The organism is Segetibacter aerophilus, assembly GCF_007991655.1.
GTDB lineage: Bacteria > Bacteroidota > Bacteroidia > Chitinophagales > Chitinophagaceae > Segetibacter > Segetibacter aerophilus.
Map to the genome: position 1 here is coordinate 170,443 of NZ_BJYT01000006.1, position 18,760 is coordinate 189,202.

20 protein-coding genes are annotated in these 18,760 nt (G+C 38.9%); 7 read left to right on the forward strand and 13 right to left on the reverse strand.

The genetic code is table 11. The features are described from left to right. Positions 1-242: 242 nt before the first annotated feature. The gene (locus tag SAE01_RS09530; protein ID WP_147203525.1) at positions 243-590 is read right to left on the reverse strand and encodes an ArsC family reductase; all 348 of its coding nucleotides are present in this window, start codon (positions 588-590) and stop codon (positions 243-245) included. A gap of 2 nt (positions 591-592) precedes the next feature. After that, a complete protein-coding gene (gmk, locus tag SAE01_RS09535) occupies positions 593-1,162 on the reverse strand; it encodes a guanylate kinase (protein ID WP_147203526.1) in 570 nt (189 codons plus the stop codon). Between the two features lie 256 nt (positions 1,163-1,418). Here gmk and SAE01_RS09540 point away from each other — a divergent pair, with 256 nt between their 5' ends. The 3 genes from SAE01_RS09540 (at position 1,419) to lysS (ending at position 4,472) form a co-directional block, all read left to right on the forward strand. Then, complete coding sequence (locus SAE01_RS09540) at positions 1,419-1,685, forward strand: short-chain dehydrogenase (RefSeq protein WP_147203527.1); 267 nt, start codon at positions 1,419-1,421, stop codon at positions 1,683-1,685. A 176-nt stretch (positions 1,686-1,861) separates the two neighbouring features. Continuing rightward, on the forward strand, positions 1,862-2,767 hold the full coding sequence (locus SAE01_RS09545; protein WP_147203528.1) for a YihY/virulence factor BrkB family protein: 906 nt from the start codon (positions 1,862-1,864) through the stop codon (positions 2,765-2,767). Positions 2,768-2,927: 160 nt separating this feature from the next. Further along, entirely contained in the window at positions 2,928-4,472 is a 1,545-nt protein-coding gene (gene lysS, locus SAE01_RS09550; protein ID WP_147203529.1) for a lysine--tRNA ligase, read from the forward strand. Positions 4,473-4,569: 97 nt separating this feature from the next. Here lysS and SAE01_RS09555 read toward each other — a convergent pair whose 3' ends face one another. The 5 genes from SAE01_RS09555 to SAE01_RS09575 form a co-directional block, all read right to left on the reverse strand. Further along, positions 4,570-5,388, reverse strand: coding sequence for an SDR family oxidoreductase (locus SAE01_RS09555; RefSeq protein ID WP_147203530.1), 819 nt, complete (start codon positions 5,386-5,388; stop codon positions 4,570-4,572). Between the two features lie 183 nt (positions 5,389-5,571). After that, on the reverse strand, positions 5,572-6,120 hold the full coding sequence (locus SAE01_RS09560) for a DUF2911 domain-containing protein (RefSeq protein ID WP_147203531.1): 549 nt from the start codon (positions 6,118-6,120) through the stop codon (positions 5,572-5,574). A 33-nt stretch (positions 6,121-6,153) separates the two neighbouring features. Then, the gene (locus tag SAE01_RS09565) at positions 6,154-6,744 is read right to left on the reverse strand and encodes an acyl carrier protein phosphodiesterase (protein WP_147203532.1); all 591 of its coding nucleotides are present in this window, start codon (positions 6,742-6,744) and stop codon (positions 6,154-6,156) included. A gap of 209 nt (positions 6,745-6,953) precedes the next feature. Next, positions 6,954-7,604: an SdpI family protein gene (locus SAE01_RS09570; RefSeq protein WP_147203533.1), complete on the reverse strand. Its 651-nt coding sequence runs from the start codon at positions 7,602-7,604 to the stop codon at positions 6,954-6,956. A gap of 1 nt (position 7,605) precedes the next feature. After that, positions 7,606-7,875, reverse strand: coding sequence for an autorepressor SdpR family transcription factor (locus SAE01_RS09575; RefSeq protein ID WP_147203534.1), 270 nt, complete (start codon positions 7,873-7,875; stop codon positions 7,606-7,608). 380 nt (positions 7,876-8,255) lie between these two features. On the opposite strand from SAE01_RS09575, the gene SAE01_RS09580 reads away from it, so the two are divergent. The 3 genes from SAE01_RS09580 to SAE01_RS09590 all read left to right on the forward strand — a co-directional run bounded on the left by SAE01_RS09580 (position 8,256) and on the right by SAE01_RS09590 (position 10,218). Beyond that, positions 8,256-8,639 (forward strand): hypothetical protein, encoded by a 384-nt coding sequence (locus SAE01_RS09580; protein WP_147203535.1) that lies wholly within the window; start codon positions 8,256-8,258, stop codon positions 8,637-8,639. A 420-nt stretch (positions 8,640-9,059) separates the two neighbouring features. Next, the gene (locus SAE01_RS09585) at positions 9,060-9,494 is read left to right on the forward strand and encodes a hypothetical protein (RefSeq protein ID WP_147203536.1); all 435 of its coding nucleotides are present in this window, start codon (positions 9,060-9,062) and stop codon (positions 9,492-9,494) included. 286 nt (positions 9,495-9,780) lie between these two features. Continuing rightward, positions 9,781-10,218: a hypothetical protein gene (locus SAE01_RS09590; RefSeq protein ID WP_147203537.1), complete on the forward strand. Its 438-nt coding sequence runs from the start codon at positions 9,781-9,783 to the stop codon at positions 10,216-10,218. A gap of 69 nt (positions 10,219-10,287) precedes the next feature. Here SAE01_RS09590 and SAE01_RS09595 read toward each other — a convergent pair whose 3' ends face one another. Genes SAE01_RS09595 through SAE01_RS09615 form a run of 5 tightly spaced genes read right to left on the reverse strand, consistent with a single transcriptional unit; the run spans position 10,288 to position 17,267 of the window. Next, on the reverse strand, positions 10,288-13,857 hold the full coding sequence (locus SAE01_RS09595; RefSeq protein ID WP_147203538.1) for an efflux RND transporter permease subunit: 3,570 nt from the start codon (positions 13,855-13,857) through the stop codon (positions 10,288-10,290). Between the two features lie 13 nt (positions 13,858-13,870). Beyond that, complete coding sequence (locus SAE01_RS09600) at positions 13,871-14,059, reverse strand: hypothetical protein (RefSeq protein ID WP_147203539.1); 189 nt, start codon at positions 14,057-14,059, stop codon at positions 13,871-13,873. Further along, the gene (locus SAE01_RS09605) at positions 14,031-15,227 is read right to left on the reverse strand and encodes an efflux RND transporter periplasmic adaptor subunit (protein ID WP_147203540.1); all 1,197 of its coding nucleotides are present in this window, start codon (positions 15,225-15,227) and stop codon (positions 14,031-14,033) included. The genes SAE01_RS09600 and SAE01_RS09605 overlap by 29 nt, the downstream gene beginning before the upstream one ends. Positions 15,228-15,259: 32 nt before the next feature. Then, positions 15,260-16,648 (reverse strand): TolC family protein, encoded by a 1,389-nt coding sequence (locus SAE01_RS09610; protein ID WP_147203541.1) that lies wholly within the window; start codon positions 16,646-16,648, stop codon positions 15,260-15,262. A 1-nt stretch (position 16,649) separates the two neighbouring features. After that, positions 16,650-17,267: a TetR/AcrR family transcriptional regulator gene (locus SAE01_RS09615; RefSeq protein WP_147203542.1), complete on the reverse strand. Its 618-nt coding sequence runs from the start codon at positions 17,265-17,267 to the stop codon at positions 16,650-16,652. Positions 17,268-17,523: 256 nt separating this feature from the next. On the opposite strand from SAE01_RS09615, the gene SAE01_RS09620 reads away from it, so the two are divergent. Next, positions 17,524-18,102 carry a hypothetical protein gene (locus SAE01_RS09620; protein WP_147203543.1) on the forward strand — a complete coding sequence of 193 codons (579 nt, stop codon included), beginning with the start codon at positions 17,524-17,526 and terminating at the stop codon, positions 18,100-18,102. Between the two features lie 110 nt (positions 18,103-18,212). Here the strand turns inward: SAE01_RS09620 and SAE01_RS09625 are convergent, their stop codons facing one another. After that, positions 18,213-18,572, reverse strand: coding sequence for a DUF4870 domain-containing protein (locus tag SAE01_RS09625; RefSeq protein ID WP_147203544.1), 360 nt, complete (start codon positions 18,570-18,572; stop codon positions 18,213-18,215). Between the last annotated feature and the right edge of the window lie 188 nt (positions 18,573-18,760).

The following is an 18,760-nucleotide window of genomic DNA, read 5'->3' on the forward strand; positions in this document are numbered from 1 at the left end:
AACGAAAGTTAAAAAGATGTTCGAATTTCTGCTAGTCCCTTAGAATTCGCCTGAAACTAAATACGTGGAAATAAAGCTTTGGTTTGTTGTAGAAAAGAAAGGAGCAAAAATAACACTAAAAGGAGAACCCATAACGCAAAGAAACCAAAGGAAGAAAACGTCAACGCGGGAATAATGGTTTCATGAACTTGTTGGATAAAAACAGCACATGCCAGGCAACTGAGGTTTGAAGCAAAAGAAGCCTATTTTTTCAGATTGGCCATATATTCTTCTTCATCAAAGCCTACTAACAGTTTTCCACCTGTTTCAATAACGGGCCTTTTAATTATTGAAGGCTTTTCTATCATTAATTCTATAGCAGTCTTTTCATTTTTTACCTGCTGTTGTTGTTCCGGTGATAGTCCTCTCCAAGTCGTGCCTTTCTTATTCAACAGTTTTTCCCAGCCAACTTCTTTAGACCATTCCTTTAACTTCCCTTTTGTAATCCCGTTCTTCTTGTAGTCATGAAATTCGAACTGCACATTATTACTCTTAATCCAGTCGATCGCCTTTTTTACTGTGTTACAATTAGGGATTCCATACACTTTCATACTCAATCGATATTTACAAATTGTTTGATGGCTTCCTCTGTTTTTGTGCAAGCATGGCTGAGGTCATCATTTACGATTACTTTATCAAACGAGTGATTGAACGACATCTCATAACTAGCCTTATTTAACCTTGTGGCAATATTCTCAGGAGTTTCTGTTCCCCTGCCTTCAAGTCTTTTCTTCAGTTCTTCAACCGACGGTGGCTGTACAAAAATAGTAAGTGTATTGCTGGGATATTGCCGCTGCACATGTATCGCTCCCTTTACGTCAATATCTAAAATTGGTGTTTTGCCTTCTGTCCAAATCCTTTCAAGTTCACTTTTAAGAGTACCGTAGTACTTGCCTTCATAAACCATTTCCCATTCAATAAATTCATTGGCCTTTATTTTTTCTTGAAATTCCTCAAGCGACAAAAAATAATAGTCGACCCCATTTTTTTCTTTTCCACGTGGAGGCCTGGTAGCCGCACTGATCGAAAAAGCGAGCTTGGGATATTTATTAAGCAAATACCGGGTAATGCTTGTTTTTCCTGCTCCTGATGGAGCCGTTATAATGATTAGTTTTCCGGTCATAAGTGAAAAATGAATTGCAAATAAAGCAAAGTAATTTGAACGAAGACGCCTTTCAGGAAATGAACCCTAGATAGACCAAGTGAAAAGACTGCCGTCCTTCTGGACCTAGACTTTGGGTAAGCGTAACTTTTTAAATTGATGTATAAACAGTTGTTTATAAAAAATATGTTAACGAAAGTTAATAAAGCTGCTAAAAATTGTTTAATGAGGCCTATTTCCTTAGCTTTACCGCAATCACCTATATTAAATTTTTACTATGTTACCAGAGCAGATTGCAAAATTTGTTGAAACCGAACAATTAAACAACCCAACAGTTAAAGTTGAATTCAAAAAACGTAATTCTATTACTGGAATTTTCATCAAGCACACAGATTACGAAGAACTAAAATCTAAAAACTTCTGGAGATTGGTTACTGAAGCTAACCTTGAAACCTACAACAAGTCGAAGGACGTAAACGCTGGCAGAATGTTTAACGGAAGCGAGTTTACCCGTCTATCAGTTACTAAGAAGAAAGCTGTATAATCTCCTATCAATTAATTTAAGTTTATTTCTAAAGGCAAGGATTGAGTAAGTACTACTTCCTTGCTTTTAGAAATAGACATTTTTGATCCCAGGCTTTAAGATCCGTCTCACGTCTTTGTATAGCCGGCTTTTTCCCCCGATCCACATTTGCAACCCTACAAACCTCATCTGGATTAATGGCGCGGATAACAGGCAAAGAGTTTATAAAAATTTGCGCTATTTCATTTGACGAATTCAAGCGAAACGAACCGCTGCGCCTTGCGGGAGCAACGGCTTTTTTTACCACCTTCGCACTTCCTCCGATTATAATAATATTGGTCCAGATAATAGGACTTGTATTTCAAATACAAAATCTTCGCGACAAATTTTTTGTTCGACTTGCTGAAGTCTTAGGGCGTCGAAGTGCGGCACAAGTCAGAGAAACATTTCTCGGCTTTACATCTCTTGCTAAAAATTGGTTTTTAGTAGCTGCTGGATTTGTCTTCTTAATGTTTGTTGCTACCACGCTCTTTAAAGTTATTCAAGACTCAATTAATCAACTTTGGAACGTAAAAGGAACACCGCAGCCCTTCAAGTTGCAAATAGAAAAAAGAGCAGTATCTCTAATCATAATATTGCTTGCAGGGATCTTATTTATTAGCGGAATGCTTATAGAAGGATTGGAAGCTTTTTTACTTCGATATACTGGTGAAATCCCGCCTCACACGGCCAATGTCCTAACCGTCCTTTTTAACCAGGCTTTTTCAGTAGTTGTTGTTTCTACCTGGTTTTCTATTTTATTTAAGGCGCTCCCAGCCGCAAAGGCTACATGGAAAGTAGTTATAGTAGGTGGAGTTTTTACCGGAGTACTTTTTACGATCGGTAAAATAGTCATTCGATACATGCTCTCACTAGGCGACATTACAAATATATTCGGCGCATCAGGTTCACTTGTACTGCTATTATTGTTTGTCTTTTACTCCTCATTCATTTTGTATTACGGTGCATGTTTTACTAAAGTGTACGCCTCTTACATCCACAAACCAATAAGGGCGTCTAGTCACGCTATCAAGTATAAGATGGTTGAGGTGAAGGGCGAATAGTACAAGGGAGTGACACAACGATATTGCCATGAAAATTTACCGTCCACTTATAAAAACAAAGAAACTTTAAACGGATGGGAGATTAGATCGCTTTCACCATACATGCCTTTCCATTTCTAAATCCCTAATTTTGCGCTTCTTTTAAAAAAGTAGAATTATTATGAGTCAACATTTGAGCGAGCAGGAATTGATACGCCGTGAAAAACTCGCTGCTTTACAAAATTTGGGGATTGATCCTTTTCCTGCCCCTTTATACCCTGTTAATACAACTTCAGTATACATAAGAGAGCATTATAAGGGTGAAGAGAATAAGACAGATTTTGCAGATGTATGTATTGCAGGGCGCTTAATGAGCATTCGCGACATGGGTAAAGCTGCATTTGCAGTGATACAGGATAGCGTTGGTAAAATGCAGGTGTACCTAAAACGTGACGAGATCTGCCTGGGCGAGGACAAAACTTTATACGACCAGGTTTGGAAAAAGCTGTTGGACATTGGTGACATAATCGGGGTGAAAGGATATGTGTTTACAACCAAAACCGGCGAAACATCTATACATGTTAAGGAGTTCACTCTACTAACAAAGTCGCTGAAACCACTGCCGATAGTGAAAGAAGCAGAGGGACATACTTTTGATGCGGTAACCGATCCTGAGTTTCGATACAGGCAACGTTATGCTGATCTGATCGTAAATCCACACGTGAAAGAGGTATTTGTAAAACGTGCGAAATTGATGAATGCCATTCGCGAGTTTTTGAATGAAAACGGTGCACTTGAAGTAGATACGCCGGTTTTACAAAGTATTCCCGGAGGTGCAGCGGCTAAGCCTTTTATCACTCACCACAATGCTTTGGATGTTCCTTTTTATATGCGGATTGCAAATGAATTGTACCTAAAAAGGTTGATAGTAGGCGGATTTGATTGGGTGTATGAATTCAGCAGAAATTTTAGAAATGAAGGAATGGACAGAACTCATAATCCTGAATTTACTGTGTTGGAATTTTATACCGCTTACAAGGATTATGAATGGATGATGAACGTGACAGAGCAACTGATGGAGAGAGTTGCGCTTGCAGTTAATAACACAACTACAGCTACCGTTGCAGATAAAGAAATTGATTTCAAGGCTCCTTATAAACGCATTAGTATTTACGATGCCATTAAAGAACATACCGGCATTGATGTGAGTGAAATGAACGAAGAACAGCTAAGAGAAGTTTGCAAACAACTACATTTAAAAAGTGATGCAAGCATGGGCAAAGGCAAGCTGATTGACGAGATTTTTGGTGAGAAATGCGAAGAGCATTATATACAGCCAACTTTCATAATCGATTACCCGGTTGAGATGAGTCCTCTCACGAAAAAACACCGTAGCAAAGCAGGGCTTGTTGAGCGTTTTGAGCTTATGGTAAATGGTAAGGAGATAGCAAATGCTTACACTGAATTAAATGATCCGATTGATCAACGCGATCGGTTCGAGGACCAGGTAAAGCTAATGGAAAGAGGGGATGATGAAGCGATGTTTATTGATTACGACTTTCTGCGGGCACTTGAATACGGGATGCCTCCAACTTCGGGAATTGGTATTGGAATAGACAGGTTGTGCATGTTGCTAACAAACCAACCTTCTATCCAGGATGTATTGTTGTTTCCACAAATGAGGCCTGAAAAGATGGAAGAGAACGTACACACTACGCAAGCTTAAAAGGTTTAAAGAATATCTAATTACATCTTACCAGGAATAAAAAAAGGAAAGGATTCCTTGTCGGCAATCCTTTCCTTTTTTTATAGAAAAAACTATTTTAAACAAACAAATCCTGGTACAGTTTTGCTCCCGGAACAACACTGTACTTATCCAGGTCAGTTATTCCTTCGGTAGCTAACACAGCTTCATCAATAAATGCGTTGCCGGTGTACTCGGTAGAAGGCTTGCTAAGAATGTAATACACCGCGTCGGCGATGATGTCTGTTTTTCGACTCATCCTCATAAGCGTTTCTCCACCCAACAAGTTTTGAACAGCAGCAGTAGCAATGGTGGTGCGGGGCCAAATGCAGTTGGCCGCAATGTTATATTTTTTCAATTCTGCTGCAAGCCCTAATGTGATCAACGTCATGTTGTACTTGGTAATGGTATAGGCAACATGATTTTTAAGCCATTTAACGTCGAGGTTAACAGGAGGAGACAAAGTGAGAATATGTGGATTGGTGCCTTTTTTTAAGTGAGGAATACAAGCCTTGCTAACGAAGAAAGTCCCCCGCACATTGATATCATGCATCAGGTCAAAACGCTTAATCTCTGTTTGCTCAGTTGTCGTTAGAGATATTGCTGAGGCGTTATTGATTAAGATATCGATGCCTCCAAACATCTCAACTGCTTTATTAACTGCATTATCAATTTGCTTTTCGTCTCTGATGTCGCATTGAACTGCGAGCGCTTTACCCCCTGCCTGTTCTATTTCTGCTGCCGCACTTTGAATGGTTCCCCCAAGCTTTGGATCTTCTTCTATACTTTTTGCTACAACTACAATATTGGCTCCTTCAGCAGCGAGCTTAAGAGCAATGGCTTTACCAATTCCACGACTGGCGCCGGTAATAAAAGCAGTTCGGTTTTGAAATAACATGGCAAGTGGTTTAGTTTGTAATTTAATGTAACAGATGGATTAGTTGTAATGTTCTCATGAATAAAAGGAAAGTCCCAAAGGCGAGCATTTACTGCAATCATTACTTTGACTGTTATTTGCACACATTTTTAATAAACAAAAAACCCGGCAAGAAGCCGGGTCTTTTGTAGTTATTACGATAATTTAAAAAGTAAAAGGGACAGCTACCTTTAAATTCTCCCATTGAATAATTAAAGAATTAGCATCGAAATACATTGAAAGCGCTTCAACATTATCCGCGGTCTTTTGAACCGGAACATCTACTCTTGCAATGTCTTTGTCAGCTTTATAAGTGAAACTTCCCCAACTATAGTTGTCTCTGTTTATCACAATTGTCCATTTTGCTTCTGTGGGAATGCAATACAATGTGTAACGTCCCTTTGGAATTTTCTTTCCACCGATAGAAGCATTTTTAAACAATTCAAGTTCGGTGGCTTCATTTGCACCTAACCTCCAGACATCATTATACTTAACCTCTTCGCCAAAAATTTCCCTGCCTTTTTTTTGTGGCCTACTGTATATAACACGTGCTAAGGGATCTCCATTTGCTTGCCCGCGCATTTTGGTAATAGGGTAGTTGGCAGGAAAATAACTAACATCCATGGGGCTTTTATCAAGATCCGTGGGTTTTTGCTGTGCCATTAAACATTGCCCTGCTAATACAAATCCGACTAAAAAAAATAGTTTTTTCATTTGTTTTTCTTTGGTGACAAAGATATAGACCTATTAATTTCTCAATTGTTCAATCTGTTCAAAAGAAAATGCCTTAACAGAAGGGAAGAAATCATTATAACAATTCTGTAACGCGGAATAATGCTTTTGAAAAAGTTCAAACACTTCAACGCTGCTTTGTAGATAAGCGGCTCGCCTTACAACACCTCCAAAACTACTTTCGGTACCGGACATGCTTCTATAGTTGTACAGCCAGTTCTGAGATTGCATGTATGGAAACATCTTTTGAAAGATGTCTGGTAAGATTGCATTGTGAGTTGCAAGAATTTGGTAGGTGTGAGTTGCATGCAGGCGAAGGGAAGTATCGCTAAACTCGTTGGCATCGTTTGCGAGGAAATGATCGTAAGCAACATCTACAAAAGCGCCCGAGTACAAACCAACAGCCGATTGTAAGAAAGTTTTTGCTTCTTTGGTTGCAGGGTGGATGTCTGTAAATGCATCAATCTGTCTATGTAAATTAATTCCCTGCTGTACTCCTTTTGAGTAATCAAACTTTTTCTTACCCTTTACAAAATCACTGATCATATTTCCAACCAGTATTTCAGGATGATTAAAAGATAGGTATGCATGGGCAAGAAAATTCATGAGGCTTCTTTCTGTTTTTCAATTATAGATACAATGTAGTGATCAGGGAACTACTAAGTCATTCTAAGATAAACTTTACGGTTTCTCATGAGACCACATTCACAGTTCCTGCCAAGTTAACAATTATGCCTTTTCGAATTCACTTGTTGTGTTATGGCGCCAAATTTTCACAATGGTGCTCATATTAAGAATGCATCCTTAACGGGTAATCATTTTTTATGCAACTGGTAATAACGATAGGAGTAAACAGTAGGAATGATGGTGATGATTGCGACAATAGAAATCATTACTATTAGTGCAGAATTTGCGGGTACTATAAGCGTAATAACAGTTATGACGATACCTCCTGCAAACCAAAGTTTTCCAGCAAGTTGGTGTGTCTTTCTCCAGGTATCTTCATCTTCAAGGGCCCATGGTGTCCGTATTCCTACAAAGTAGTTAGGCTTTACGCTATGCATAAGGTTGCCGAGGTAGGCAAAGAATAGACCCAGCATTGGTAACATGACTTTATTTAAAGAGAACCCATTATTAACGGCAGAATAAATGATTCTAACTGCAATAGAGCTTAACAGAACAACTATGGCGATGGCCATTTTTTGCATTGTTTCTTTCGATTGGTTAGCGGCTTTCTTGGGATCTATCCTATTTATATTAGAAAGTAATAAATACATGCCTATCGTTATCAGCTGCATGAAACCAATTACTAGTATCAAAGTGCTCTTGCCCCTATAGTCGTCTGGCTTTCCGTCCAATGAGAAGTGAGTAGCAACTTGCGGTGGTAACGAATTATAGACGAGACCCAAATAGATTAAAGGGATAACGGCAATAATAAGTATGACGATGAAAAGTTTATTCTTCATTTTATTTTGTTTTAGAGTGATTGTTAAATTGTAGCAGCCACGTTAGAATTTCATCTATGACGGTGGTGTTGATGGAATAATAAATAAACTGTCCCTGCTTGGAGGAAGTGACAAGGTTAGCTTGACGCAGCAAATCCAGGTGGTGTGATATACTCGGCTTTGAAATATTGAACTTGTCTGCGATATCTCCTGCTGTTAAATCTCCCTCTTTTAGCATCTCAAGAATTTCTCTGCGGGTTCGGTCATTCAAAGCCTTAAAAAGAATGTTCATTAGAAAGAGTTGTATATTTAGACAAATGTCTAAATACTTTTTCTTATTTCCTAACTTTTATCAAGCTTTTTTGTAAAAGAAGAATAAATGCCAGCTCCCTACTCCGCCATTCATCACAACAGAAGCGGCGTTAAAAATTCTTCTCCTGCCGAATGCTGTTTTAATGTGATTGATCAATACCGGTAGAACCCTTACCAGTATTGAGTTCTAACCTTTTTACTAAAATCTACACCACACATATTACTACCACTCATCACAAGGAGTAGCCTGTAGTTCTCGTTTCATCACAATTCAATTCTCAACCGCTATTCCTCGATATACTTTTGACTTATCACTTTTGACAAACAACAATTAGTATAAGAATTTTCAAAAATATTATTATGAAAAGTATATTCTTCACCCTATTACTTGCATTCTTGGTAACAGCAAAAGGACACGCAGCACCAGCTTTTGAAAAAGTAAAAATTCAAAAGTCACAAAGCCTGCAAATGGCAGTTGAACAAACGTCTAAAACAATGTCTTTTTTCGATATTAATGGCAAGAAAATCGAGGAAAGTAAAAAAACAAATGAGAATCAATTGCCAGTTCCGGCAAAAAGAACTTTCGCAAAAATGTTTGACGGATACGAAATAAAGCAAGCCGTTCGCTCAGTAGGAAATGATGGCGAGTGCTACTTCATTACAGCAGAAAATGATAAAGAATCCATCATAGTGAAAATAGATGAGACATTGGAGGTATCGGTTTTTACAAAAAGTAAAAAATAAAAAATAAAAAAATAAAAAGTAAAAAGTTGAAACGCACTAGCGTTCTTAGCCTCTGCTCTAGCGGAGGTTTTTTTATGGCGCTTTTGTATGATTTAAGTTCAGAAAGATCTTCTCCAAAGCTTTAGTTTTCCTAAAAAAACACGTTATCAAATATCTTTTTTACCGTTCATCCAAATTTTAATTCTGTCTGTTTTGCTATCGCCAACGTGGCGCGTTCGTTTAGATCAACGAAATTGTTCGTAATTGCCTCATTTACAATAAAATTTTCTCCTCTTTGGATAAGAAACGGAGGAGAGGATGATTTTTTTTCTTCACCTGGTTTTCGCTCATCACAATCTCATAGAAAACTCCTCTCACTCGTTATACTTTTAAATAGTCATTAAAAACCAGATGGCCCCTTTTACAACAAAAACTTTCATTATGAAAAATTTAATCCTCTCCGCATTATTAGCAGTTACTGTATCAACCGCTTTTGCCACCGGCGAAACTAAGATCAGCTATTTTGTTCTTAATAGTTTCAAACACGATTTTAAAGATGTTACTAATGTAACATGGACTTCGAAGACTGGTTTAGCAAAAGCTTCCTTCATATACAACAATCAAAAGATGGATGCTTTCTATAATCCTAATGGAAGTTTGTTTGCTACTAGCAAGAATATCAATTTAGATGAACTACCGGTTGGTGCGAAAAGATCATTTGCAAAAAGATACGAAGGATACTCTGTCAAGGAAGCCATCAAATATGAATCTCAAGACGAACAGAGCTATTATATATCTGCAGAAAATGAGAAAGAAAGCTTAATCATTAAAATAGATGAAGCTGAGCACTTGCAGCTCTTCAAGAGAATAAGATAAAGTTTGACATCGGCAATAATTTAAAAAGCTCAACGAAAGTTGGGCTTTTTAAATTTTAGGGAGTGTTTGATTTTACCATTTATCAAACCTGCTTTCGTTAATACACATTTCGTCCTTTTAGCCAATTCAATTTCATATTTTTTTTGCCGCTTATCAAGTGCGCATTTTGCAGCCTCTCATCTCATCATTATTCAGTTGTCGCCGCTTGTTTCACACTCTATTTTTGAATTGTCAATACGATATAACTGACAAAAATTAATCAAAAAAATAAAAACAAAACTACATTATGAAAAAGTTATTACTGGCAGCATTCGTCGTTGCCACCTTCGCAACCACCGCTTTCGCAGAACCTACTAAGGTTAATTATTTGGCGCTTAAAAACTTTGCTGCTGAATTCAAAAAAGCATCAGATGTGTCATGGAGCACAACCGGAGAATTTGTGAAAGCAACCTTTGTTGCAGACAATCAAAGGATGGAAGCTTTCTACACTTTAGCAGGAGAAAAAATTGGAACAAGCAGGGGGATTTCAATTGATGAATTGCCTTTGAAAGCCAAGAGAGCTTTTGCAAAAAAGTATGAAAGTTACAATGTAAAAGAATCTATTCTTTTTGAAGGAACTGATGAAGACGCATATTTTATTAAAGCCGAAAATGATGCTGAAGAAGTTATTGTAAAAGTATCGGAAGGCGGTTCAGTTTCAGTGTTTAAAAGGAATAAAAAGTAAAAAGCAAATATTACAAAAAAGCCGTTTTGCAACAGCAGAACGGCTTTTTTATGGGTATATAAATCAGTTTTAAAACCAACTCCTAATCCAGGTTTCGCTGGCTCTTCCCTGCAGTCTTTTGTAGCGACGACTAACTTCCATTCTATGCCGAACCATAGTAATCAGCATTAGTGGAATAAATAAGAAGGTTAGTGGTGGAATGCCTAACATACTGATCCATGTACCGCCGTATTGCCTTCTCATTGGGCGTTTCAATCGCTCAGCAATAAGGTACATGGCAGGAACAATAACCAGCGTCATAAAGAAGGCGAAAGCCAATCCGAAGATGATTGTCCAAGATAAAGGTTTCCAGAAACTAGCGCTTGGACCACCAAAGAAAATGTGTGGATTTAATTCTGAGAACATCGTCACAAAATCTATGTTGAAGCCAATAGCTAAAGGTATCAGCGCCAGGATCGCTGCTATAGCGGTTAGCATTACCGGAATGATACGCGTTTTACCTGCTTGTATGACTGCTTCCCTTGTTTTTAAACCACGGCTTCGGAGCTCATCTGCAAATTCAATTACCAGGATACCATTTTTGACCACGATACCCGCAAGACCAACAATACCAATCCCTGTCATTACCACCGAAACTTCCATACCGGTGATTGCAAATCCAAGCATAACACCTATGACACTAAACAGGATTTCTGTTAAGATGATCACGGGTTTACTTACCGAATTAAATTGCAATACCAGCACAAACAAGATCAGCATCAAAGCAATGATTAAGGCTTTAAATAGAAACGCTCCTGTTTCAGCTTGTTGTGCGCCTTCACCTGTCTGGGTAATGCTAACATCGTCGCTTACTTTAGTGAAATCGTTAATTGCGGCGCTGATGTTTGCATTTACAACAGTAGGAGTGTAGCCACTTAGTACGTTTGAATAAAGCGTAATCACACGCTTAACGTTCTTGCGTTTGATGCTACCATAAGTACTTGTATAATCAACTTTGACTAAAGAACTAATTGGAATTTGTTTTATTCCACCTGTCATTTCGCGAAATACAATTCTCATGTTCAAAAGGTCTGAAAGGCTCTTGCGCTGCAGCTCATTATTTCGAAGCTGTACTTTGTATTCATCCTCGCCCTCTTTTATTTTAGAGACTTCTCTTCCAAACAACGCAGTACGAAGCGCCATACCAATTTGTGCTGTTGAGACACCCTGGATCATTGCTTTCTCCCGATCTATCGAAAGGCTGATTTCAGGGTTTGTCAGGTCTACATCCAGCTTAAGTTCTTCTACGCCGGGGATCTGTTTATTGTCCAGGTAGTTTTTAAGATCTACGGCAGTTTTTGTCAAATAGTCAAAATTTTCACTGGAGACCTCAATGTTTATTGGCGACTCAGTTGGAGGTCCACTTGATTCTTGTGCAACCGAAATAGTGGCTCCGGGAATACCTTTTAACGCAGTTCGGATAGAGTCGAGGTAAGGCGCAGACGATACGCCATGACGTTGTTCATATTCAACAAAAGACACTTGCACACGCCCAAGCTCTGGTCTCGTACTGCGGTCACCACTCGATGGGTCAGAAGCGCCAATGGCAACGTTTGAAATAACACTTTCTACAATTGGATTTGTCTTGCCATTTTCATTCCCTAAAACATGGTTCACTTTTGCTTCAAGTGTACGGGTAATAGAGTCTGTATAATCTACACTTGAACCAACGGGTAACTTAAGATATACGTACACCTGGTTCGGATCGCCTTTCGGAAAGAACACGACCGGAACTTGTCGTACCACAAATAGGATGATGGATAAAATAAATAAACCGACGGTTCCTAGTAGCAGGTGGACAGGCCGCCAACCCACAAGCGCCCAGCGTAGCAGGTTTTCATAATGACCCATAATCCATGGAAGCGCGCGGTGTTGAAACTTATGTATTAGGTCGTCGAAAACATACGTATTAAGAACTATTAGCAATGCAAACAAGATGAGGAGGTTTCCCGCGAAATACAGACCTAGAATATCAAGCAAAATTCCAAGCCCAAGCAAGCCTAAGAATATCGGCCTCTTAAATACTGCCTTCTTCGGTGGTTTACTATCCCCTTCAGGGTGGTTCATAAAATCAACGGCAAATACCGGGTTCATAATAAATGCTACTACCAGCGAAGCTGCCAACGTAAAGATCAACATCGTCGGTAGGTAGATCATGAATTTTCCGATAAGGCCCGGCCAAAAAAGCAATGGAAAGAATGGAGCCAACGTAGTTAATGTACCAGCAAGAACCGGTATGAATACTTCTCCTGCAGCGATACGTGCAGAAAATGCAGAAGTTAATTTACCTCGTCCCTCAACAAATATCCTGTGCGTGTTTTCGATTACCACAATCGCATCATCCACTATTATCCCTAATCCAAACAGCAAGGCGAACAGCACCATGAAGTTCAGCGTGACACTAGAGCCGGTTATAAGCTCCGCCGCAGGCAAAAACAGGAACGCTACGAACATACTTAGCGGTACTGATAAAGCCACAAAGAATGCGTTTGTTACCCCCATAAAAAACATCAGAATAATAAGCACCAGTATAAAGCCGATTACTATAGAATTGACCAGGTCTTTAAATGAGGTTCGGGTTGCTTTACTTAAATCACCTGTAATCACCACATTCAAATTTTTCGGGATAGTGGTGCCCTTCATTTCCTCGACCGTTTTTTTAACTCCATCAGCCGTTTCAATCAAGTTTTCGCCCGCACGTTTAATCATGCTAAGCGTAACCACATTTTTTCCGTTCAGTCGGGCATAGCTCTCTCTTTCTTTTACAGCGTCTTTTATTTCAGCAATATCTTTTAGGTAAATAGGCGCGCTCGAAGTATTGCGAACAATAATCTTTTCGATATCAAGCGCAGTCTTAAATTGCCCTTTTACCTGTAGTGTCCGTTTCATATTTCCTACTTCCAGCAGTCCTCCCGAAATGTCTACATTCTCACGGGCCACTGCATTTGCAATGTCATCAAACGTGATGTTAGAGGCCTGCATTTTGTAGTTGTCTACATTAATCTGGAACTCCCGTTCCGGTGCACCCACAATATCCACTCTTGTTATTTGAGGCAGTTCTTCCAGCTTTTCCTGCATGTCATTAGCAAACTCACTCAACTTCAACACGTCGTAATCACCGCTGATATTTACAAACATGATCGGAAATTCAGAGAAACTTACCTCTTGCACATTTGGCTCCTGTGTAAGATCCGTCGGCAAATCTTTCTTTGCTTTGTCAACGGCGTCTTTCACTTTCTGCAGGGCCACGTCTACCACTACGTCCGTATTAAATTCAACCATCACAGCTGAATAATCCTGCAAAGACGTGCTTGTTAACTTGGTAATTTTTGCCCCCGTAATACCCTTAATCTCTTTTTCGATGGGTTGTGTTACGAGGTTCTCAATATCTCTTGGCGAGTTACCGACATTTATGGTAGAAACATAAATAGTAGGGATTACAATATCTGGAAACTGCTCTTTCGGTAAAGTAGCAAAAAGCGAAACCCCAATAGCTGATACGAAAATGATCAGCAGGTATATCGATGTTTTATTTTTAATGGACCACGTCGTTGGTCCAAATTCCTTAAACTTGTCTTTGACGTTTTCTAATGCACTCATAAGTGATAGTTTTTTAAAACTGCCTGATCATAGTAACATAACTGTTACTGAAAGGCATTGCATCAATGTAATTCTTACTGCTTGTATTTTTCTTGTACCGGGCTGCCTTGCTACTCTCAACATCCTTGCGTCGCACTCTTGTACACGGCAACCAACTCAGCTTTTGCCCGGGCTTAAGCTCTTGTAGTAACAGTTTGTCCATCGTATAAACTTTGGAAACCTTCGGTCACAATAACATCACCTGATTGTAATCCGCCTTTTACTTCAAGCCTGTCGCCATACAATTCACCAACTTGTATTTGTCTTTTGCGAGCAACCATGTTATTGCCCTCTTTCACCGCTACTAAAACAAATTTTCCCTGCTCGTCGGTTTGCAAAGTATTCACAGGTATTGTTATCGCATTTGGTGTACTGTAATCCTGGATCCTAACGCTGGCGGTAAGATTTGGCTTCAGATTTTTATCCTGCGGAACCTTTGCTTCGGCCATAAAACCTCTTGAAGTAGCGCTAATAGATTGGCTGATTAAAGAAATTTTAGAGGTATATGTTTTATTGATATCAGGAACTGAAATAAGAACCGGGGTACCTTTTTTTATCCTTGATAAGTAATTCTCCGGTACATCCGTAACGACTTTAAGATTGCTTGTATTTACAATTTTAATTCCTGCTGTTGGAGCGCCTGTAAACATTTCGCCCACATGGATATTTACCTCGTCTGCCACGCCCGAGACATTGCTTACCACGTTTGTTGTAGCTAATTGTGCTTCGGCAACTCTTATATTTTCCTGCTGTGTCTTTATTTGGTTCTCCAGTACATCAACATTTGTTTTAGCCTGTAGCAATTGCATCTCCGTTCCAATGTGCTGATCCCATAGATTTTTAGTTCGCTGGTATACGCTCTTTGCCAGTTCAAGTTGATTTCTTGTTGCCGCCATTCCTTGTCTTGCCGCCACCACGTTTTGTCGAACAATCTCATCATCCAGCTTCAAAAGCAATTGGCCTTTTTTTACAAACTGGCCTTCTTTTACATAAACTGCCCTTACCTGTCCGCCCGCGCCACGTGGACTGATGTAAGAAATATTATCCGCATCTACTTTACCCTGCAAGTCTATATAGTGAGTAAAGCTTTCAACTTTTACAGTGTCTAATATTACCAGTTTTGCTTTCTCGGCTTTTGAATTGGATGTATCAAGCTTTGCTAATTCAAGCTCGAGTTTTTTTACTTCAGCAGTTTTTTCAGCCTGCTCCTTTTTAAGTTTTTCAAGGGTTTCTTTCTTTTTGTCAAGTTCTGCATTCTTACTGTTTCCACCGCACGAAACCATAAAGAGCACCATGGCAGATAATAAAGAAGCTTTTATAAGCGATTGCATAAGTTATGTTTTGATGTTGATTTTAAATTTTATTAGTCAAGCTTACCCAAGGCAGATTGGTAAGAAATTTTAGCTATGATGGCATTATACAGACCTGTGAAATAATTAGATTGAGCAGTCTGCCAGTCGTTGTCAGCCTGCAGCACTTCGAAGCTTGAGCCGATGCCCGATTCAAATTTCTTCTTCGTTGTTTGGTAAACATTTTCGGCAAGCTGCACGTTGCGTTGTTGTGCATCTAAGTTTAGCAACGCATTTTTCAAGCTCTCTTTCGAGGCGGTATATTGTAAGTCAATTACTTGCTTCAAATTCTCTATACCATTGTCTACTTTTTGCAGGTTGAACTGCGCCTGTTGTACTTTATACCTCCGTTGAAAACCATCGAAAATGGGGATGTTGAGGTTTAAACCTATTACGGCACTTTTAAACCAAATGAAATTATTGTTGGTAATAAATTGCTGCCCCATACCTGAGATGGTATAACCGCCAATGGCAGACAGGGTTGGTAAATAGCCCATCTTATACCTTTTAACGTCCAGCTCCTGCAATCGCCTTGAATAACCTATCGCCTGGATCTCTTTTCTGTCTTCATATTTGAATTGAGCGTCTAGTGCGTTACGCTTAATGTCCTCATTTGTCAGTCCTTCTCTTAAAACAACCGTATCATTTTGGCTGATACCAATTGAATATTTAAGTGCAGCATAAGCAAGCTTTATTGAATTATCTAAAACACTCTGTGATGTTTGAAGGTTGGTTAATTGTACCTGTACTTTATCCAGGTCTAGCCTCTCTGCAAACCCGTTTACAAACATGATAGAGTCGTCGTGATACAACTTCTGAAGCCGCTCAATTCCGCCTCTTAAAAAGTCTGATTGCTTTTGCGCAATCAGTATTGCGTAATACCTTCTATAAGCAGAGTCTTTTACTCTTTCTTTTACTAATTCCAAATTCGCCTGTGATAGGTTTAATGCAGTTTTTCTTGCCTTTAAGCCTACAAACACATCCGGTTGAAAAAGCAATTGTGATAGGCTGGCACCTATACTCGTGTTCCAGGGTTGTTGAAAGCTAAAGGACGTGAAGGTGGGAGGTGGAGCTTTTGTTGTAGGAGCAACCAATCCATTTTCTTTTAAAACTTTATAGATGCCTTCTTCTGACGACGGAAAAAGAACTTGCGGCAACTTTATATAGCGGTTGATAGATCCTGCGCCTGATACTTGTGGAAGTGCCTGCCCTGTTATTTCTTTGTTTTGTGCATTTTGAATCTCATAGTCCAGCTCTGCATTTTTTACTTCTGTTACATTTTTGAATGCTAGTTCTACAGCCTCTTTCACTGACAAGTCATAGCGCTTCTGAGAAAAAGCATTGCTGAGACACAGTAACAACAAAAAGGTAAACATTAGTTTCACTAAAGTCTGTTTACTCATATCAATTAGTTTTAGTTCTTAATTTTTCGTATTTCTTAATTAGTTTCTGCCCTTCCGGCGTACACAAGCCGTAGAGGTAATGCTCCAATATTTCCTTCTGAACTTCTACCATACTAAATTTTCCAAAAGGAAAAATGTCTTGTCTAAAAGGCAGAAAAACATTTTCTATTCTTACTTTAGTAATGATATCAATATTCAGCTCTTTCCTGTAAAAGCCCTCTTTAATACCTGTAAGCAGGTTGTCTTTAACCTTTTTTGCCAGGTACTCATTCTTATGTTGATATAATTTTATAAACACCGCCGGGAAAAATTTTTCGAGGTCCTCAAAAACGGTTGGGTTCATTTCTCCAACCAACTCCTGGATAGTTTCAATGTTTAAAAAGATTTCATGGACAGCGTTTTCTGCATTTGCACAATGAGCCTCGCATATTCCGCAACTCCGGTTGATATGTTCTTCAACAACAGCATTTACTATCTCGTCCTTGTTCTCGAATGACTGGTAAATTGTTTTTTTACTCATCCCGGTTTTTAGAGCAATCTCATCCATCGTAACCCTGCGAAAACCGAAACGGTTGAAGAGCTCATGGGCCTTAACTAATATTCTTTCTCTTGCTTCCATAATAGAGATTGCAAAACTAGGGAAACTTTTTCCACAATACAAGTTTCCTCAGTTCTAATTGTAGTTATTTTAAAATCCGTGATGCTTCAGAGGCCTCTTCATCCATTATTTTCTACAACTTTTTCGTTGTATTAGGTATTTGTCATACTTGTTTAACCTTAGTGGCCAAGCTGTTTTGTATAATTACACAATATTGATATCCCTTTTGGCACGGTTCTTTAATTACCCTTTTCTATAACAGAAAAACAGAAAGATTATGAAAAGAATGAAATTTTTACTCGTAGCGTTATCATTTGTTGGGGCTGCAAATACATTTGCCCAAGAGACTCCGGCAGCAAGAGGATTACAATTAAGTATAGGTGCAGAAGCGGCTTTACCAATTGGATCATTTCACAACGACAGCCGGTACAAGTTCGGTGGCGGTGGAAGTGCTAAGTTGGCAATTCCGGTAGCAACAGTATTAGATTTTACTGTTTCTGCAGGATACATAGCTTTTGGATCTTCTAAGTTGAGGGAACTGGATCCTGATAGAGGTACATTTACTGCTATTCCTTTTAAGGCGGGGTTGCAGGTTCACACACCAGGAGGATTGTATTTTGAACCTCAAGTAGGTTTCACCCAAACGAAAATTTCGAAACTTGAAGGTGCGGGTGTATTTACTTATGCAGGAAACATAGGTTTTTTGATTAGCAAAGCGGTCGATATTGCAGTGCGTTATGAAGCAATGGCATCAAGAAAAGGTACGTCTATAACTGGTGCAACAAATAGTGATGTTAGTGCAAAATTTTTAGGTTTGAGACTTGCTTATAACATTCCGTTTGCAAGGTCAAAATAATTTGAGGTTTTTATGGAAAAGAATTGAAAAAAAGAAAGGCCGGTTTTTACCGGCCTTTTTCGTGTTATCTCTTGTGTGTAAACTTTACGTAAATAGTGTTTTCCCAAAAACTACTTGATTAGCCTTAAAGTAAAAGGATACTTATAAAGCGTTCCTTCGCTGGCGCGGATAGTAGCTACGATAACCAACACAAAGGCGGCGATGGCTATAATCCAAATAAACAAAATGCCGATGACGGTGATAAGGAGACCAATAATAGCTATCATCAGGGTTATTTGAAAATTGAGAGACTCTTTTGCGTGGTACGCTACGTATTTTGATTCGTCTTTCTTCACAAGGTAAATAATCAAGGGAGCAAGAATTGGTGCTACAAGTGTCAGAACATGAGATAATATAGCGAGTGTTTTTTCATCACTTGTTGGAGTATAATTCGGCTGATACTCATCTTGAACGTAAGAATTGCTTTGCATGTTTCTAAATTTTTATCTTTTAAAATAAATCAATAGTTCTTACAATTCATAGCGGAAAAGTGATGACGGGTAAAATAAAGCGAACCTTAGTTTGACGCTTTTTTATAGACAATTTGAAAACGGGGAAATACGATTAGAAGTACAAGAGTGCGACGCAAGAAAGTTTGATAGTAGCAATAACGCCGGAA

Coding starts and splice junctions, on each gene's coding strand:
- lysS (WP_147203529.1), top strand. CDS start 2,928: ATGAGTCAACATTTGAGCGAGCAGGAATTGATACGCCGTGAAAAACTC.
- SAE01_RS09530 (WP_147203525.1), bottom strand. CDS start 590: ATGAAAGTGTATGGAATCCCTAATTGTAACACAGTAAAAAAGGCGATC.
- SAE01_RS09620 (WP_147203543.1), top strand. CDS start 17,524: ATGAAAAGAATGAAATTTTTACTCGTAGCGTTATCATTTGTTGGGGCT.
- SAE01_RS09615 (WP_147203542.1), bottom strand. CDS start 17,267: ATGGAAGCAAGAGAAAGAATATTAGTTAAGGCCCATGAGCTCTTCAAC.
- SAE01_RS09600 (WP_147203539.1), bottom strand. CDS start 14,059: ATGGACAAACTGTTACTACAAGAGCTTAAGCCCGGGCAAAAGCTGAGT.
- SAE01_RS09575 (WP_147203534.1), bottom strand. CDS start 7,875: ATGAACATTCTTTTTAAGGCTTTGAATGACCGAACCCGCAGAGAAATT.
- SAE01_RS09595 (WP_147203538.1), bottom strand. CDS start 13,857: ATGAGTGCATTAGAAAACGTCAAAGACAAGTTTAAGGAATTTGGACCA.
- SAE01_RS09610 (WP_147203541.1), bottom strand. CDS start 16,648: ATGAGTAAACAGACTTTAGTGAAACTAATGTTTACCTTTTTGTTGTTA.
- SAE01_RS09565 (WP_147203532.1), bottom strand. CDS start 6,744: ATGAATTTTCTTGCCCATGCATACCTATCTTTTAATCATCCTGAAATA.
- SAE01_RS09605 (WP_147203540.1), bottom strand. CDS start 15,227: ATGCAATCGCTTATAAAAGCTTCTTTATTATCTGCCATGGTGCTCTTT.
- SAE01_RS09590 (WP_147203537.1), top strand. CDS start 9,781: ATGAAAAAGTTATTACTGGCAGCATTCGTCGTTGCCACCTTCGCAACC.
- SAE01_RS09545 (WP_147203528.1), top strand. CDS start 1,862: ATGGCGCGGATAACAGGCAAAGAGTTTATAAAAATTTGCGCTATTTCA.
- SAE01_RS09585 (WP_147203536.1), top strand. CDS start 9,060: ATGAAAAATTTAATCCTCTCCGCATTATTAGCAGTTACTGTATCAACC.
- SAE01_RS09580 (WP_147203535.1), top strand. CDS start 8,256: ATGAAAAGTATATTCTTCACCCTATTACTTGCATTCTTGGTAACAGCA.
- SAE01_RS09560 (WP_147203531.1), bottom strand. CDS start 6,120: ATGAAAAAACTATTTTTTTTAGTCGGATTTGTATTAGCAGGGCAATGT.
- SAE01_RS09570 (WP_147203533.1), bottom strand. CDS start 7,604: ATGAAGAATAAACTTTTCATCGTCATACTTATTATTGCCGTTATCCCT.
- SAE01_RS09540 (WP_147203527.1), top strand. CDS start 1,419: ATGTTACCAGAGCAGATTGCAAAATTTGTTGAAACCGAACAATTAAAC.
- SAE01_RS09625 (WP_147203544.1), bottom strand. CDS start 18,572: ATGCAAAGCAATTCTTACGTTCAAGATGAGTATCAGCCGAATTATACT.
- SAE01_RS09555 (WP_147203530.1), bottom strand. CDS start 5,388: ATGTTATTTCAAAACCGAACTGCTTTTATTACCGGCGCCAGTCGTGGA.
- gmk (WP_147203526.1), bottom strand. CDS start 1,162: ATGACCGGAAAACTAATCATTATAACGGCTCCATCAGGAGCAGGAAAA.